The sequence below is a fragment of the Novosphingobium sp. YAF33 genome (assembly GCF_052113265.1).
Lineage (GTDB): Bacteria > Pseudomonadota > Alphaproteobacteria > Sphingomonadales > Sphingomonadaceae > Novosphingobium.
This window is the reverse complement of record NZ_JBFRCW010000002.1, coordinates 42,069-56,547: the sequence shown is the minus strand read 5'-3', so window position 1 is coordinate 56,547 and position 14,479 is coordinate 42,069. Positions and strand designations below refer to the sequence as shown.

The window sequence follows — 14,479 nt, the reverse complement described above, 5'->3', positions numbered from 1 at the left end:
CTCAGGCGTTTTCAGGAGTGCGCGACAGATCGCGAGCGATCGCCGCACCCGGATGATCGGCGGCCAGGCGAGCCTGTCCAGCACCGAAAATGTTCTCGCGCAGGGTCGAGCCATCGTACTGCGTGCGCATCTGGCCGCGCTTCTGGAGAACGGGTACGACATAGTCGGCGAAGTTCTTGAGGTCCTGGTACTTCACGCCGTAGCCGAGGTTGAAGCCGTCGATGCCGGTGTCCTCGACCCAGGAGGCGAGCTGGTCGGCAATGCTTTCCGGGCCGCCCACAAGCGTCGGCGAGGTACCGCCGATGCCGATGTATTCGGCGATGTCGCGCGGGGTCCACTCCTTGGTCGGGTCCATCTTCGAGAAGAGGTCGACCATGGTCTGACCGGCATTGGTCTTCACATGGCGCAGCGGCACGTCGGGATCGAAGGTGGACATGTCGAGGCCGGACCAGCCGCTGTAGCGCGCCATCGCGCCTTCGTAGTCGACCAGGCTCTTGTACTGTTCGTAGCGTTCCTGGGCTTCGGCATCGGTGGCGCCGGTGACGACGGTCATCATCTGGACGACGGCGACGTGGCTTGGATCGCGGCCCGCTTCGGCGGCCTTCGCGCGCACGGCGTCGACCTGCTTCTTGAGACCGGTCTTCGACGTGGCATTGGTGAACACGGCTTCAGCGGTCGCGGCGGCGAGGGCGACGCCCTGGCTCGAACCGCCGGCCTGGAAGATCACCGGGGTACGCTGCGGCGAAGGTTCACACAGGAAGATGCCGGGGACCGAGAAATATTCGCCCTGATGGCCGATCTCATGGACGCGGGAGGGATCGACGTAAGTGGAGGTCGCGGCATCGGCAACGGCGGCGCTGTCTTCCCACGAACCTTCCCAGAGCTTCAGCGCGACGTCGATGAACTCGGCAGCCATCGCATAGCGGTCGTCGTGCGAACGCTGGGTGCCGGTTCCGAGGTTGCGCGCCGCGCTCTGGGCGTAGGAGGTCACCACATTCCAGCCGATGCGGCCGTCGGTCAGGTGGTCGAGCGTCGCGAACTTGCGGGCAAGGCTGTAGGGATGGTCGTAGGCCGTCGTCGAAGTAACGCCGAAGCCGAGGTTCCTGGTTGCGGCCGCCATGGCGGTGACGACATAGGACGGATCGTTGGCGGGGATCTGCGCGCAGTCCTTGAGCGCTGCGTCCACGTTGCCGCGATAGATGTCGTGATAGCCGACATTGTCCGCGAAGAAGACGCCGTCAAAGCAGGCTTTCTCCAGCATCTGTGCAAATTCGACCCAGTAGTGGACCGACTTGTACTCGCGGCCGCGATCTTCGGGGTGACGCCAAAGCCCGGCCGAAAGGTGGCTCGGGCCGTTGAAGTCGAACGCGAACAGCTTCATCTGCTTGGTCATGTCAGCCTCTCCAGTGCGTTCTATAATTGAACGTGATGTTTGAGATATGAACGTAATATCCCTAGGAGAGAGTCGCGTCAAGAATTAGGCTCAGGCGCGCAGTCAGGCCGAACAGACTGAAAATCGGGTAATTTTTCGGATTAACGGAACTCGTTCTCGAGAAAGATCCGACGAGAGAGACGAATCGAGCCGTCAAGCCGCAGACTTAAGCTGGTCCCTGCCTTGCATCAGAAACCCAGCCATTTGAGAGAGAGCAAAACGGATGAAGCGATTTGAAGGAAAGGTGGCGCTCGTCACCGGCGGGCGATCCGGAATTGGACGCAGCATCGCGCAGAAACTGCGGAGCGAAGGCGCGCTGGTAGTGACCGCCCAGCGCGGTGAGGATGCGGAGTTTTCCGGCGTATCAGTCGATTTTTCGGATCCGACAGGTCCGCGCAGGGTGATCGATCATGTTCTGACCCGCGCAGGAAGGCTGGACGTTCTGGTCAACAATGCCGGGGTCATGGTCGAAAGCGCGATCGAGGAAATGACGCTGGAGGCCTGGAACCAGACTTTGGCCATCAACCTCACGGCGCCGTTCCTGATGATCCAGGCGGTCCTGCCGCATCTTCGCGAGACCCAGGGCAGCATCGTCAACGTTGGTTCGATAGAGGGTCTCGGTGCCAATCCCGGCCATGCCGCCTATTGCGCGTCGAAGGCCGGCCTGCACGGGCTGACCCGGGCCGTCGCCATCGATCACGGGCACGAAGGCATTCGCTGCAATGCCGTGGCGCCGGGCTGGATCGATACGGAACTGAACGAGGCCTTCATCGAAGCCATGCCCGATCCGGTGGCGTTTCGCCGTGAGATCGCACGCATACACCCTGCCGGGCATACCGGCTCTCCCCAGGATGTCGCCAATCTCGTGGCATTCCTGGCTTCGGATGAAGCGCGGTTCGTTACCGGGCAGGTCTATCCCGTAGACGGCGGCCGGATGGCGAAGCTTAGCCTGCCATCCGGTTCGCTGTAACTTATTATTTGCCGGGAGCGAGAGCCCGCGCGATCTCGCTCGCCGTTTGTCGCAGCTGCGCGGCAAGATCGTCCAGTGGGCGGCTCCTCATGCGTTCGGAAGGGCCTGTAACCGACAGAACGCCGATGAAATGCCCGAGTTCATCATGGACCGGGACCGACATGGCGAAGAGGCTTTCCTCCAACTCGTCATCGACGATGGCATAGCCGCGCTCGCGCACCTCGTGGAGATCTCGGATCAGTTTCTTGCGATCGGTAATGGTCTTGCTGGCGAAGCGCTCGAGTGTCCTGGGCATAATCGCCTCGATACGCTCGTCGTTCAGGTCGGCAAGAACCTGCTTCCCGGTGGCGCTGGCATGGATCGGAAAATCACGCCCCACATAACCCTGCGAGAGCGTTATGAGCCGGTTGGAATGCGCCTCTGCGATCAGGTCGAAATCCGCTTCTCCGTTGACGACGGCATAGCCCACCATCTCGTTGAGGCCGTCTGCCAAGGCCTTGAGGATAGGCTGAACGCGGGCGATGATGCCCTGATGGGGATCTGCAAGGCGGCCTAGCCGAGCGATCTTCCAACCCAGCTTGTACTTGTTGTCGAGCCGTTCGACGAAGCCGGTCTGTTCCAGGCTGAGGAGAAGGCGAAATGCGGTGGGACGCGACATTCGCACATGCTGCGCAAGTTCGGTCACGGTTATTCCGGCCGGAAAGCGACCCAGTTCGTTGAGGATCGTTGCGGCCTTGATGACCGACTTGTTGGTAAGCTCGGTGGTTTCGACCGCGTCGGACGCCGTCTCGCCGCCATTTGTCATGTCGGCGGTTTCGACATCGATTTCGCTCGGTTCCGACACAGTTGGTCCTGTCCTCCAGTTGGTTGCCTCTTCCAGATGGGGCAAAGCGCCACGGCGATCAAGTCGGGGAGTGAGCGCTGGCCTTGGGCCAATGGGTTGGCAGAGGTCGGATATAGGCCAAAAAAAACGACCTCCCCCAGGGCGTGAAAGGGGAAGGCCGAAGTGGGTGGCGGGATAGCCAGGCCTAAGCGGGCTCGGCCGCTGCGTTCTGCGGTCGCTTGCGCGTCGACGCCGAGGTCTCGCTGAGCAGTTTGCCCTTCGTTTCCGGCGCCAGGATGTGCGAAACGACCCCGCCGACAAGGCAGATGGCGGCGGCGATGATCATCGTGCCGGACGTGCCGAGCGATTCCATCGACAAGGGCAGGAGGAATGTGCCGGCCGCAGCGCCGACGCGCGAGACCGCCGTTGCGAAGCCGACGCCGACGCCGCGGATCTCAGTGGGGAACACTTCACCGGGATAGACGCCGGTGAGGGTGGTCGACACCGCGTTCACGAACGAGAAGGTCAGGAAGCAGAAGACGATCAGGGCTGGCGAGGGGTTTGCCACCAGTGCGATGGCGAGCAAGGCCAGGGTGGAGATGTAGAACGGCGGGATCGCCAGCTTGCGGCGGCCGAGGCGCTCGATGAAGAAAGCGGCGAAGAAGGTGCCGATAAGGGCAAGGCCGTTGAGAGCCAGGCCGCCGGTCAAGCCGTCCTTCAGGCCGATATGTTCAAGCACGATCGGCGCGAACGTGCCGATGGCGAAATAGGGGGTTACGTTGCAGACCCAGAAAACCGAGATGAAGATCGTCGCGCGGATATAGTCGGGCGAGAAGAGATGTTTGAAGCCAAGGGCCTCGGTGGGTTCCTGGCCGTGAATGTCGCGCTGGCCTTCCTCGCACATGTATTCACGGGCGATCTCGATGGCTTCCTCGCGGCGGCCCTTGCTCATCAGCCAGCGAGGAGATTCCGGAGTGCCGAGGCGCAACAGGAGAACGATCAGGGTGGGTACCGTGCTGAGCCCCAGAATGACGTTCCACCCGGCGAGGTCGTAAACGGTCAGGGCCCAGCCCAGCGCATAGGCGACGAGAAAACCGAAATACCAGCCGACTTCCTGGATCGAAAGCAGGCGACCGCGCAGGCGCGCCGGGGCGAATTCGGCGAGCATCGGCCAGCCGATCGCGTAGTCGGCACCGATCGCAACGCCCATGAGCGTGCGCACCAGGAAGAGCTGGTAGGCGTCAGTGACGAAGAATTGCGCGGCCGACCCAACAAGGAAAATAGCCATATCGATAGTGAACATCGGCTTGCGGCCGATTTTGTCGGCGAGATATCCCCCGAGCGGTCCGCCGATGAAAATGCCGATAAGGGTCGAGGCGCCGATCAGGCCCTGCCAGACCAGCGAGAGGTTCATGTCCCGCGTCATGGCCGGCATCACAATGCCGATCCCACCGAGGATGAAGCCGTCGATGAACATGCCTCCCGAGATCAGGAGCGTCAGCTTTGCGATGAAGGCGCGTTGCTTCTGGGGCATGGGTGCCGGGCGGTGAGTCGCTGGCATGGCAGCGACCGATTGTACATTGGCCAAGTCCACTTCTCCTATCCCATTTATTGTTATCAATTCCGCGCTTTCAGCTGCGGTTATGGCTGTCCGAGCAGCGTTGCAGAGGGACACGCAAGGCTGCCGATAATGCGGTGACCGTTCACATAGTAAACGCTACGTTCGAAAAACAATCAGCAAATGCGTCGGCTGTCAAGCGCTTCTCGCCTGCGTCACGTCGCTCTTGACGGCAAATTTGGCGCAGACTATTGCTTTCTAATAACGAACGCCATGTTCGAAAAATGAACGTCGTATTGACCGGTTCAAGTTGTACGTACGCGTACATCGCCGTCCTGCGCCAAGCCGTGGGATGACGAGTCCGACAAGCAGGATCCCGCGCTGCAAAGTCGGGTTCATGCTGTCCGCCCAAGGGCAAGAGGATGGAAGGAAAATCATGAGTATTACTGGCGAACTGCTGCTGGGAGCGCGTTCCATTCGCGGAACGAGTGGAAGCTTCGAAGCAAGCGATCCCACTACCGGAAACAGCATGGCGCCCTCCTTCGGCGGCGCGTCGATCGACCAGGTGGACGCAGCCTGCACGCTTGCCGCAGAAGCTTTCGATGAATTCCGTGAAGTGTCGCTGGATCACCGGGCGGCGTTTCTGGAAGCGATTGCCGAGAATATCCTGGCGATCGGCGACGATCTGATCCTGCGCTGCATGGCCGAAAGCGGCCTGCCCCGCCCCCGGCTGGAAGGCGAGCGCGGTCGTACCGTCGGCCAGCTCAGGATGTTTGCGGCGGTAGTACGCGATGGCGGTTTCCTCGATGTCCGCATCGACCCTGCCCAGCCCGAACGGTCGCCGCTTCCTCGCGTCGATCTGCGCCTGCGCAACATCCCGATCGGCCCGGTCGCAGTCTTCGGCGCCAGCAATTTTCCGCTCGCCTTCTCGGTAGCGGGTGGTGACACCGCTTCGGCTTTCGCGGCGGGTTGCCCGGTCGTGGCCAAGGCGCATCCGGCCCATCCGGGAACGTCCGAACTCATCGGCCGCGCGATCCAGGCGGCGGTCCGATCCGCAGGCCTGCCGGAAGGCGTTTTCTCGCTAATCGGCACCAGCGGCATCGCGGAAGCTCAGGCGCTTGTCGCCAATCCCCATATTGCCGCAGTCGGCTTTACCGGTTCGCAGATGGGCGGGACGGCGCTGATGAAAGTTGCGGCCGAACGCCCGCGTCCCATCCCGGTCTATGCCGAGATGAGCAGTATCAATCCGGTCATCCTGCTTCCTGAAGCTCTGGCGGCGCGCGGTTCCGAAATCGCGACCTCCTTCGTGGCATCGCTCACGCTGGGTGCGGGGCAGTTCTGCACAAACCCCGGACTCGTTCTGGCCGTAGAGGGACAGGGACTGGACCAATTCGTCGAGGCGGCGGCGTCCGAACTGCGCGGCGCTCCCGCTGCAACGATGCTGACCTCCGGCATTCACGAAGCCTATGGCGCCGGTGCGGCCTTGCTCGCCGACCACCCGGCAGTCGATACGGTTGCCCGCGGCCTTGTAGGCGGAATCAACCAGGGGCAGGCCGGGCTGTTTGTTGCGAAAGCCGCCGATTTCCTTGTCCATGACGCGCTGCAAGCCGAGATATTCGGTGCCTCCGCGCTCGTGGTCCGGTGCGCGGATGAAGCCGAGCTGCGCCGCGTGCTCGAACACCTCGAAGGACAATTGACCGCCGCGATCCACCTGGACAAAGACGACACCGATTTCGCGCGGCGCTTGCTGCCAATCCTGGAGCGACGGGTCGGGCGCATCCTGGTCAACGGCTTCGGTACCGGCGTGGAAGTCGGTCATGCGATGGTGCATGGCGGACCGTTCCCGGCGACGTCGGACGGTCGCACGACATCGGTTGGAAGCTTGGCCATCCGCCGGTTCCTCCGCCCCGTCAGCTATCAGGATCTACCCGAGACGCTGCTGCCCGACGCGTTGAAGTGGAACAATCCGCTGGGTGTCGAACGCCTCGTCGACGGCAAGCGGGAAACGCTCTGACGCTTCGACAGGAAGATTGGAACAGCCCGCGCGTCGATCCGAGGCGCGCGGGAAATACGGGACGAGCGACGCAAGATCGCCGACCTGGGAGAAGGAAGCCTCGATGACCTGTGATCTCCTGCCCGGCAACGGGCCGATAGCCAATGCCGCATTTCTGCCGCTCGTCTCTGGGTGCGCAGGATGTTGATGGTTGTTCCCGCGCTGGTATTTGCTTCAGCCTTGCAGGCCCAGCCAGCAGCAGCACCGCCGGCTATGCCGGTCGAGCCGGCCATACCGGCCACGCCGGTCGACCCGGTTGCCTCGCAGTCGCAGGCCGGTGCAGGCCCTGTTACGCAGGATGCCTCCAGCAAGGGGGAAGCAGCGGTTCCACTTCCGCCATCGTTGCCGGACAACCCAGCGCTGCAGAAGGATGGTCACCTGAAGCTGGGTGTAGGCATTCGCGGGCGTGTCGATGTTCGTTTTAACGATGCGGGCAGTTCCGGCCAGCGACGGACCTCGACGCACTTGTCCTTCGATACGGTCATTCTGAAGCTGGACTATGATTCGTCGACTTTCTTTGGCGCCGCTGAATACCGTTTCTATGGCGGTAACTTCATCTACAGCCGCAAAAACGGCTACGAGGGTATACCCGGCGAGATCAACTTCCCGGCCTACGCTTATATCGGTGCCAAACTTTCCGCCTCGGACAAAGTGACTGTCGGGCTCCAGCCGGTGCCGTTCGACGACCGCTACTGGGGATCGTCCTGGTACAACAGCATGGGCTTCGTCTACGGCCTTGAAGAGGTATACGACGTCGGGATCAGCTACGCACATACAGGCGACAAGGTTTCCGTCGCCGCAGGTCTGTTCCCGACGACCGGACCGGCGGTGATGGGGCAGAGCAGGGACAGTGCCCGCTACAGCGTCAACATCGTTCGCGGTGATTCCTATCTGCCGGACACCTCGAGCAATGCGGAGCGCAACATCGTCGCTGGCCGAATTCAGTACGCAGTCGCCTCCTCAGATCGCGGCAAGCTCACCCTGACAGGCTCTGCCTGGCTTTCGGACGTCCATAATTTCGATACCAACAGGGAAGGCTCGCGCCGTGCCTATGCGCTTGGCCTGACCGATGAAACAACGCCGCTGCGCAAGAAGCTGCTGGTGGCACGGCAGGTCATCAATCCTGCCAATGCCGGGCGCAGCGACCTGATTGCTGTGGGCGATTATGACTCGTCGTACAATATCGCCGCCAAGAGCACGATGGTATTCGGGGAATTGAGCCATCCGATCGAGACGGGCCGCTTTCCTCTGAAGGTCAACCTCTATGGCAGTTACGCGCGGGTGTTCAAGGACGCGGCCGGCTTCGCCGATACGCAGCGGTTCAATCTTGGTGCTTTCTGGACCGACAAGGCGACGGGACGCATCCGCGTATGGACCGAGGCTCTGGTCGGCCGCAACGATCCTTATGTCGGTGCGGGCCAGTTCATTTCCGGCGGTGCGCAAGGCGGTGACAATCGCTGGAAGGCTTCGGCACTTGTGATGGCTGGATATTATTTCTGAGCGAGTCCGGCTGAAGGGCCGATGCCTGATCAATAGTCAGGGGATGTGTTCGAGGTTGCTCCGTTCAAGATCGACCATCACGGATTCGCGCTAAGGGGATTAGAGCGGGCATCTGAGTTATTAGACGCCGCTCCCGCCAGTTGATCTCTCTGTTCCGCATGGTGAACCTGCCAAGGGGAAGGATTCTCCCCCCGTGGCAGGTAGTTTCAGTCCAGATACCGATCGCGCAGTTCCTCGGCTCGCGAGGTCAGCGGCTGTTCCTGACCGTCAACGAAGATGCGCAGGGCTTCGCTGAGAGGTTCCAGCGGATCGCCGCTCCAGATGACGAGATCGGCACGCTTTCCAGAGGCGATGGAGCCGACCTGGGAGTCCAGTCCGAAGATCCGGGCCGGAGCGAGCGTCACTGCTTCGATCGCCTTCGCATAAGCAAGCCCGCGCGAGACCGCGATACCGGCGTTGTAGCGCAAGTCCCGGACGCGGGGGCCGCCGTCATTGCCTTCAACCGCGATCTCCACGCCGGCTTCCGACAATCGCCTGGCGTTCTCCAGCGTGGCGCCCAGCAGTTCGAAAGTCTGAGGGATGTTGGCGGTAGGGTTGAGCAGGACCGGGACGCGCGCAGCCGCGATCTCCGACGCTACCATCCAAGTTTCTTCGGCACCGCTCAGGATCACGCGGAGGCGATATTCCTTCGCCAGGCGCAAGACCTCGGCAATGTCGGAAGCCCGGTGGACGTCGACAATCAGCGGTACGGTGCCGTCGAGGACCGGGAGCAGGGCTTCGAGGTCCGGGCGTGATAGGCCAAGGTCGCGCAAGTTGCCGCTGTCGTAGGCGGCCTTGTGTGCACGGTAGAACTTTGCGTTGTCGAGCAGGCTGCGCAGTTCCACGAATTCCGCCGCGCGCGATCCGCCGGCGCGCGTGGCGCCGTCCTCGCCGAACTCCAGCACCATGCCGACCCGCGCCTTGAGCAGCAGGCGCGCGCCTTGGCCGAGGGATATCGCTGCCGCCTGTCCGCCAAAGGGAAGCTGGCGGTCTTCATCGCGGTCGTCGTAGCCCGGAACGACGATGGCGCTGGTGACGCCGCCAAGCCGGGCGACCGGGATCAGGGTGGAATTGCCGTTGAGTCCGTATTGCACATCGAAGGCAGCGCTGATCTGCTTGTTGCGGTTACGATCGTCCCGCGTGCCGCTGACCGAGCTTACTTCGGCGAGGCCGAGCGCGGTGTTCACCGCGACCAGGCCGGGGGTGACGATATGGCCCTGGGCGTCGATGATGCGCGCGCCCGATGGCGCGATGACGCTCTTGCCGGCCGCGGCGATCACGCCGTCGCGGACGACGATCGTGCCGCTGTCCACTTCTCCCACCGGGCCGGGCGTAAGGATATGGGCATTGACGATGGCCAGGGTTTCGGCCTGGACCGGGAACGCGGCAAGCGAGGCGGTGACGGCAAGGCTGCCGATGAAGCTGCGAAGCATGTCAAAGCCCTCCGTTCGGTTGGCCAAGTTCGAAGTCGGACCGATGGTTGTTCTGCGGCGCGTCGGCATCGTGGACAAGCGCGCCGTCGATGAAGACTTTCTGGGCGATGGCGTAGACGCTGAACGGGTCACGGGTCCACAGCACGACATCGGCGTTCTTGCCGGGTTCGAGAGTGCCGGTCCTGTCCGCAATCCCCATGATCCGGGCCGGATTGGCTGTGAACCATTTCACCGCCTCGGCTTCGGGAATGTCGATCCCGGCGCGGCGACCGGCCGCCAGCGCGACGGCGCTCTCCACGTTGAGGCGCTGGGTTAGACGCTGTTCGTCCGAATGGATTGCTACGCAGACACCTTTTTTGGTCAGGATCGCCGCGTTCTCCTCGATCCCGTCATAGGCTTCCATCTTGAAGCCCCAGCGTGTCGCCCAGATGGCCACGCAGATGTCGTTTTCCTTGAGAAGATCGGCAATCTTGTAGGCCTCGACCGCGTGGTGGAAGGCGCGGGTCTTGTAGCCGAATTCCTTCGAGACATCGATCATCACCGCCATCTCGTCGGCACGGTAGCAGTGGTTCTGGACGAGAATCTCGCCCTTGAGCACGCCGGCCATGGTCTCCAGCGCGAGATCGCGCTTGGGCGCTTCGGCGGCTTCGCCGCGTTCGCGCTTGCGCTCATAGCCGTCCCATTTGCGCGCATATTCGGCGGCATCGATCCAGGCCTTCCGGAATCCGGCGACTTCGCCCATGCGGGTCGCCGGCGCGCGGCCACGGCTGCCGTAGCGGCCCTTGGGGTTCTCGCCGCAGGCTATCTTGAGCACATAGGGCGCGCCGGGGAACTTCATCGCCTGCTCGGTTATGGCGGGCACGTTCTTGACGGTGACGCCGCGCCCGCCGAACAGATTGGCCGAGCCCGGCAGGATGAGCAGGGATGTGACGCCGCCGGCGCGGGCCTTGTTGAACACGGGATCCTGCGGCCAGATCGAATGCTCGGCCCAGACTTGTGCGGTGTTGGGGTCGATGTTCTCGTTGCCGTCGGCATGGCCCTGGACGCCGGGCGCGGGGAACACGCCGAGGTGCGAGTGGGCATCGATGACGCCCGGCGTCACCCACTTGCCGGTGCCGTCGATGACCGCTGCGCCTGCAGGCGGCACCACGTCGGCGCCGACCGCGAGAATCCTGCCGCCCTCCATGACCACCGTACCGTGCTCGATCTGGAGGCCGGTCGCCGTGAGGATCGTGGCATTGACGATCGCGGTCGTAACCGAGGGGCGCGGTCGGTAGGTGCTGGGATAGGGATCGGTGGCACCGGCGGCAGGCGCCGTGCCGGCGATCGGCGCGCTTTCGGTGGAGGGGTGGGTCTGCTTACCGTTGGTGGCACAGGCAGAAAGCGACAACGTCAGGACCAGCGCCGAGCTGGCAAGGGCGATCCTCGAACGATGCTGTGTCGGTGTCAGGTGGCTGCGGATGCGCACGTGCGCTTCTCCTTATGACGACAAGAGTGATTGTGACCGGTCTCTTTCGCGTCGCGGTTGAGAGACCGGGCGAGGGCGATCAGAACGACTTGCGCACGCTGGCGTACCAATAGCGACCGTAGGGCTGGTAGAGGGCCCCGTTGTAGCCATAGGAGCCCGAATCCAGCGGCGGCTTCTCGTTGGTCACGTTGCGCGCGCCGATACGGAAGCTCGTGCCCTCCAGAGTGCCGTCGCGGAAAGCGTACTGGAGATAGAGGTTGGCTGTTACCTGGCCCTTCACGATCCAGTTGTTGCCATCGGCGTCGGTAAGCCCGGTGTCTTCCACGCTGCTGATGTATTGGCTGAAGGCGCCGACCGTCAGGCCGCCCAGGCTCCAGGTCAGCGAGCCGGAGACGCGCCATTTGGGCAGTCCGTCCTGGCGTATCAGGTCGCCTCCGCCGGTGATCGCGGTTCCGGCATTGATCTGGCCGGCGTCCCGCGCTTCCAGCAGTGCGGCGATTTCCGGCGAGGGCGCGCGGTAGTACTTGAGCAGCCGCGCGGCATTGACGTTGAGGGCGAAGCTGCCAACGCTCGTGTCGCGCAGCTGCCAGGCGAAGGTCATGTCCAGCCCGCGCACTGTCTGTGGTTGCAGATTGACGTACTGGTCCTTGACGTACTGCACGACGCCGACCGGGGCGAGGCCCGTCCCCGCAACCAGGGCCACGTCGTCTGCCGTCGGCGCGAGGCGGACGACGTTGGGGTTCGACGAGCCCTGCTGACGCAGCAGATAGTCGAGGATCAGGGCATTGCCCTCACCGAACAGGCCGACGATGCCCTTCTGTTTGATCTGCCAGTAATCGACGGTGAACGTGAAGTCGCCGAAGCGCGAGGGAATGAAGCGGGGCTCCAGTACCGCGCCCAGAGACCAGTTTGTCGAGGTTTCCGGCTTCAGGTCGGGATTACCCGAGCGCTGCGCGGTGGCGACGTAGGATTGCGAGCAATTGGAGAACGAGGCGATGCGTCCGGCCTGAAGGTCGGCCTCGCAGCGCACGTAGTCGGTGCGGGTATTGCCGCGGGTCACCAGGGAGGCGTTCATCTGCTCCAGGTTCGGGGCGCGGAAACCCTGCGCCCAGGAGCCGCGAAGGCGGATGCCGTCGACCACGTCCCAGGCTGCGGCCACCTTGGGCTTGGCGATGCTGCCGAAGTCGCTGTAATGTTCGTAGCGGCCGGCGACCTGCACTTCCAGCTTGCGCACCAGCGGCACGTTCATTTCAGGCGAGACCAGCGGGATGGCAAGTTCCGCATAGGCCGAGCCGACCGTGCGCGCGCCGAAGGTGTCGGGCGTGGGGCTTACGCCGAACAGGTCGCTCGGCTGCACGGTGCCGGTCACCGTGTCGGTCCAGGTGATCGTGCCGTCCACGCGGGAATCGCGATCATCGAGCTGGGTGTCGCGGCGCAGTTCGACGCCGGCGGCAAAGCCAACGTCGCCGCCCGGAAGCGTCACCAGGTCCGGGGTCGATATCTTGAAGTCACCGAGAGCGAGGGTCGTCTTGCCACGCCGCTTGGCGACGACCGAGATGGCATCCAGAGCGGCCTGGTTGCTCGGCGTCGTATCCACGCCCGAGGGATTGGCGAGGTTGCCGCCATTGAAGGGATTGTAGGCATCGGGCGTCGAAAGCGCGAGATTGGCCTGGAGCGCTGTCGCGCTGACACCGGTCTGGCGGTCGACGACGGTCGCTTCGGAGTAGAGGCCGGCGGTTTCCCAGTTGAACTTGCCGAACGTGCCGCGCAGGCCCAGCAGGAAGCGGGTCTGCTGGTTTTCGACTTTCACGCGCGTCGGGCCGAGGTCGCCGAAGCGATAGTTGCTGATCGTGACCGGAAGGCCTGCCGCCGGGATGTTCAGGCCGGCGATCCGGTTGGGGTTGGCCGTACCGTCGGGCAGGGTGGCGGCGCCGATCGGGTTCCAGTAGTTCGACGCCGGGATCGTCATCTTGATCGACCCGATCGAGAACACGCTGTCCTGTACGCTTTCGGTCTGCGCCAGGTAGTAGCCGGCTTCCCCGAACAGCGTCAGATCGTCGGTCAGATCGTAGTGCGCGGTGGTGAACAGGTTGATCCGCTTTAGCGAGGGAATGACCGAGAGCGGATAGTTCGCCTGGCCATCGGAGCGGAGATTGCGGTCCGCCGCGCCTGTCGCGCGGTTGCCGTCATCCACGCAGATGCCGTTGCCCAGGCCGATCTGGCAGCCGGCGTTAGTGGTAGGCTGGATATGGAACTGGCCCGAGGCGTTCGTCAGTGCCGTGCCGTTCGCCCGGACCGTGCCGAAGCTGGCAGGAGTCTGGAAATCACCCCAGGGAGACAGCGTGCTGCGGCGGTCCAGCGAGGTGGCGCCTTCGAACCGGGTTCCCTCGAACAGCGGACGCTTGTCTGCCGATGCGGTGAAGTCCTGATCGGTGGAATCGAGCGCGCTGCGGTCGGTGTAGCTGAACGAGAGCGTGAAGTTTCCGCGATTTTCCGCGAAGTTGTGGCCGGCAAGTCCGCTGACCTGAAGTTCGCGCAGCCCGGTCCCCTCGGCGCCGCCGTACTGGACTTCGACGTGGCCACCCTCGATATCGCTCCTCAGCACCGTGTTGACAACGCCCGCCACGGCATCGGTGCCGTAGATCGCCGCCGCGCCGTCGCGCAGCACTTCGAGGCGCTCCAGCCCGGCGACGGGAATGGCGTTGCTGTTGTACGTGATGACCGGCACGAGATTGCCGTCGGCCTGGCTGCCCGGATGCTGGACGACGCGGCGACCGTTCAGCAGGACCAGCGTATTGCCGACGCCGAGATTGCGCAAGTTGACCGAGCCGACATCGCCACGCGCGAAGTTGCTGCTGGTGCCCCCATTGGTGCTGTTGAAGGAGACGTCGCCCATCTGCGGGATCGAGCGGAACAGCTCATCCCCCGAGACGGCGCCGACCGCGTCGATCTGCGCGCGGTCCACCACCGTCACGGGGAGCGCTTCGTTGACCTTGGCCCCCTTGATCTGGCTGCCGACGACGACGATCTCGCTGGCCTTGGCGCTGTCCGATGCCTCGGTCTCATCCTGGGCGTGGGCGGTCTGAGCCAGGCTCAGGCCGAGTACGGAAGACGCAAGAAGAACCTGCCTGAAACAGGCGCGACGATTACGCATGTGAAACTGTCCCTGTTGATCTGCGCGCGCATGACCGGCGCGCGGTTTA

9 protein-coding genes are annotated in these 14,479 nt (G+C 63.4%); 3 read left to right on the top strand and 6 right to left on the bottom strand.

All coding sequences use genetic code 11. From position 1 onward, the window contains the following. Nucleotide 1: 1 nt before the first annotated feature. Nucleotides 2-1,393 (bottom strand): LLM class flavin-dependent oxidoreductase, encoded by a 1,392-nt coding sequence (locus tag AB4Z00_RS04615; RefSeq protein WP_442045107.1) that lies wholly within the window; start codon nt 1,391-1,393, stop codon nt 2-4. Between the two features lie 262 nt (nt 1,394-1,655). Here AB4Z00_RS04615 and AB4Z00_RS04610 point away from each other — a divergent pair, with 262 nt between their 5' ends. Further along, nucleotides 1,656-2,402: an SDR family NAD(P)-dependent oxidoreductase gene (locus AB4Z00_RS04610; RefSeq protein ID WP_442045106.1), complete on the top strand. Its 747-nt coding sequence runs from the start codon at nt 1,656-1,658 to the stop codon at nt 2,400-2,402. Between the two features lie 4 nt (nt 2,403-2,406). Here AB4Z00_RS04610 and AB4Z00_RS04605 read toward each other — a convergent pair whose 3' ends face one another. Both AB4Z00_RS04605 and AB4Z00_RS04600 read right to left on the bottom strand, forming a co-directional pair. Then, entirely contained in the window at nt 2,407-3,246 is an 840-nt protein-coding gene (locus tag AB4Z00_RS04605; RefSeq protein WP_442045105.1) for an IclR family transcriptional regulator, read from the bottom strand. A gap of 184 nt (nt 3,247-3,430) precedes the next feature. Further along, entirely contained in the window at nt 3,431-4,813 is a 1,383-nt protein-coding gene (locus tag AB4Z00_RS04600; RefSeq protein ID WP_208324811.1) for an MFS transporter, read from the bottom strand. Between the two features lie 406 nt (nt 4,814-5,219). Between AB4Z00_RS04600 and AB4Z00_RS04595 the strand changes: the two genes are divergently transcribed. Continuing rightward, on the top strand, nt 5,220-6,797 hold the full coding sequence (locus AB4Z00_RS04595; RefSeq protein WP_442045104.1) for an aldehyde dehydrogenase (NADP(+)): 1,578 nt from the start codon (nt 5,220-5,222) through the stop codon (nt 6,795-6,797). A 180-nt stretch (nt 6,798-6,977) separates the two neighbouring features. After that, nucleotides 6,978-8,336 (top strand): hypothetical protein, encoded by a 1,359-nt coding sequence (locus tag AB4Z00_RS04590; protein WP_442045103.1) that lies wholly within the window; start codon nt 6,978-6,980, stop codon nt 8,334-8,336. A gap of 206 nt (nt 8,337-8,542) precedes the next feature. Here AB4Z00_RS04590 and AB4Z00_RS04585 read toward each other — a convergent pair whose 3' ends face one another. The 3 genes from AB4Z00_RS04585 to AB4Z00_RS04575 all read right to left on the bottom strand — a co-directional run bounded on the left by AB4Z00_RS04585 (nt 8,543) and on the right by AB4Z00_RS04575 (nt 14,430). Then, complete coding sequence (locus AB4Z00_RS04585; RefSeq protein WP_442045102.1) at nt 8,543-9,808, bottom strand: amidohydrolase family protein; 1,266 nt, start codon at nt 9,806-9,808, stop codon at nt 8,543-8,545. 1 nt (nt 9,809) lies between these two features. Continuing rightward, entirely contained in the window at nt 9,810-11,270 is a 1,461-nt protein-coding gene (locus AB4Z00_RS04580) for an amidohydrolase (RefSeq protein ID WP_442045460.1), read from the bottom strand. 85 nt (nt 11,271-11,355) lie between these two features. After that, on the bottom strand, nt 11,356-14,430 hold the full coding sequence (locus AB4Z00_RS04575; protein ID WP_442045101.1) for a TonB-dependent receptor domain-containing protein: 3,075 nt from the start codon (nt 14,428-14,430) through the stop codon (nt 11,356-11,358). Between the last annotated feature and the right edge of the window lie 49 nt (nt 14,431-14,479).

What these genes read in the sequence shown, in the direction of transcription:
- AB4Z00_RS04590 (WP_442045103.1), top strand. Translation starts at nt 6,978, where the DNA reads ATGTTGATGGTTGTTCCCGCGCTGGTATTTGCTTCAGCCTTGCAGGCC.
- AB4Z00_RS04595 (WP_442045104.1), top strand. Translation starts at nt 5,220, where the DNA reads ATGAGTATTACTGGCGAACTGCTGCTGGGAGCGCGTTCCATTCGCGGA.
- AB4Z00_RS04610 (WP_442045106.1), top strand. Translation starts at nt 1,656, where the DNA reads ATGAAGCGATTTGAAGGAAAGGTGGCGCTCGTCACCGGCGGGCGATCC.
- AB4Z00_RS04615 (WP_442045107.1), bottom strand. Translation starts at nt 1,393, where the DNA reads ATGACCAAGCAGATGAAGCTGTTCGCGTTCGACTTCAACGGCCCGAGC.
- AB4Z00_RS04575 (WP_442045101.1), bottom strand. Translation starts at nt 14,430, where the DNA reads ATGCGTAATCGTCGCGCCTGTTTCAGGCAGGTTCTTCTTGCGTCTTCC.
- AB4Z00_RS04585 (WP_442045102.1), bottom strand. Translation starts at nt 9,808, where the DNA reads ATGCTTCGCAGCTTCATCGGCAGCCTTGCCGTCACCGCCTCGCTTGCC.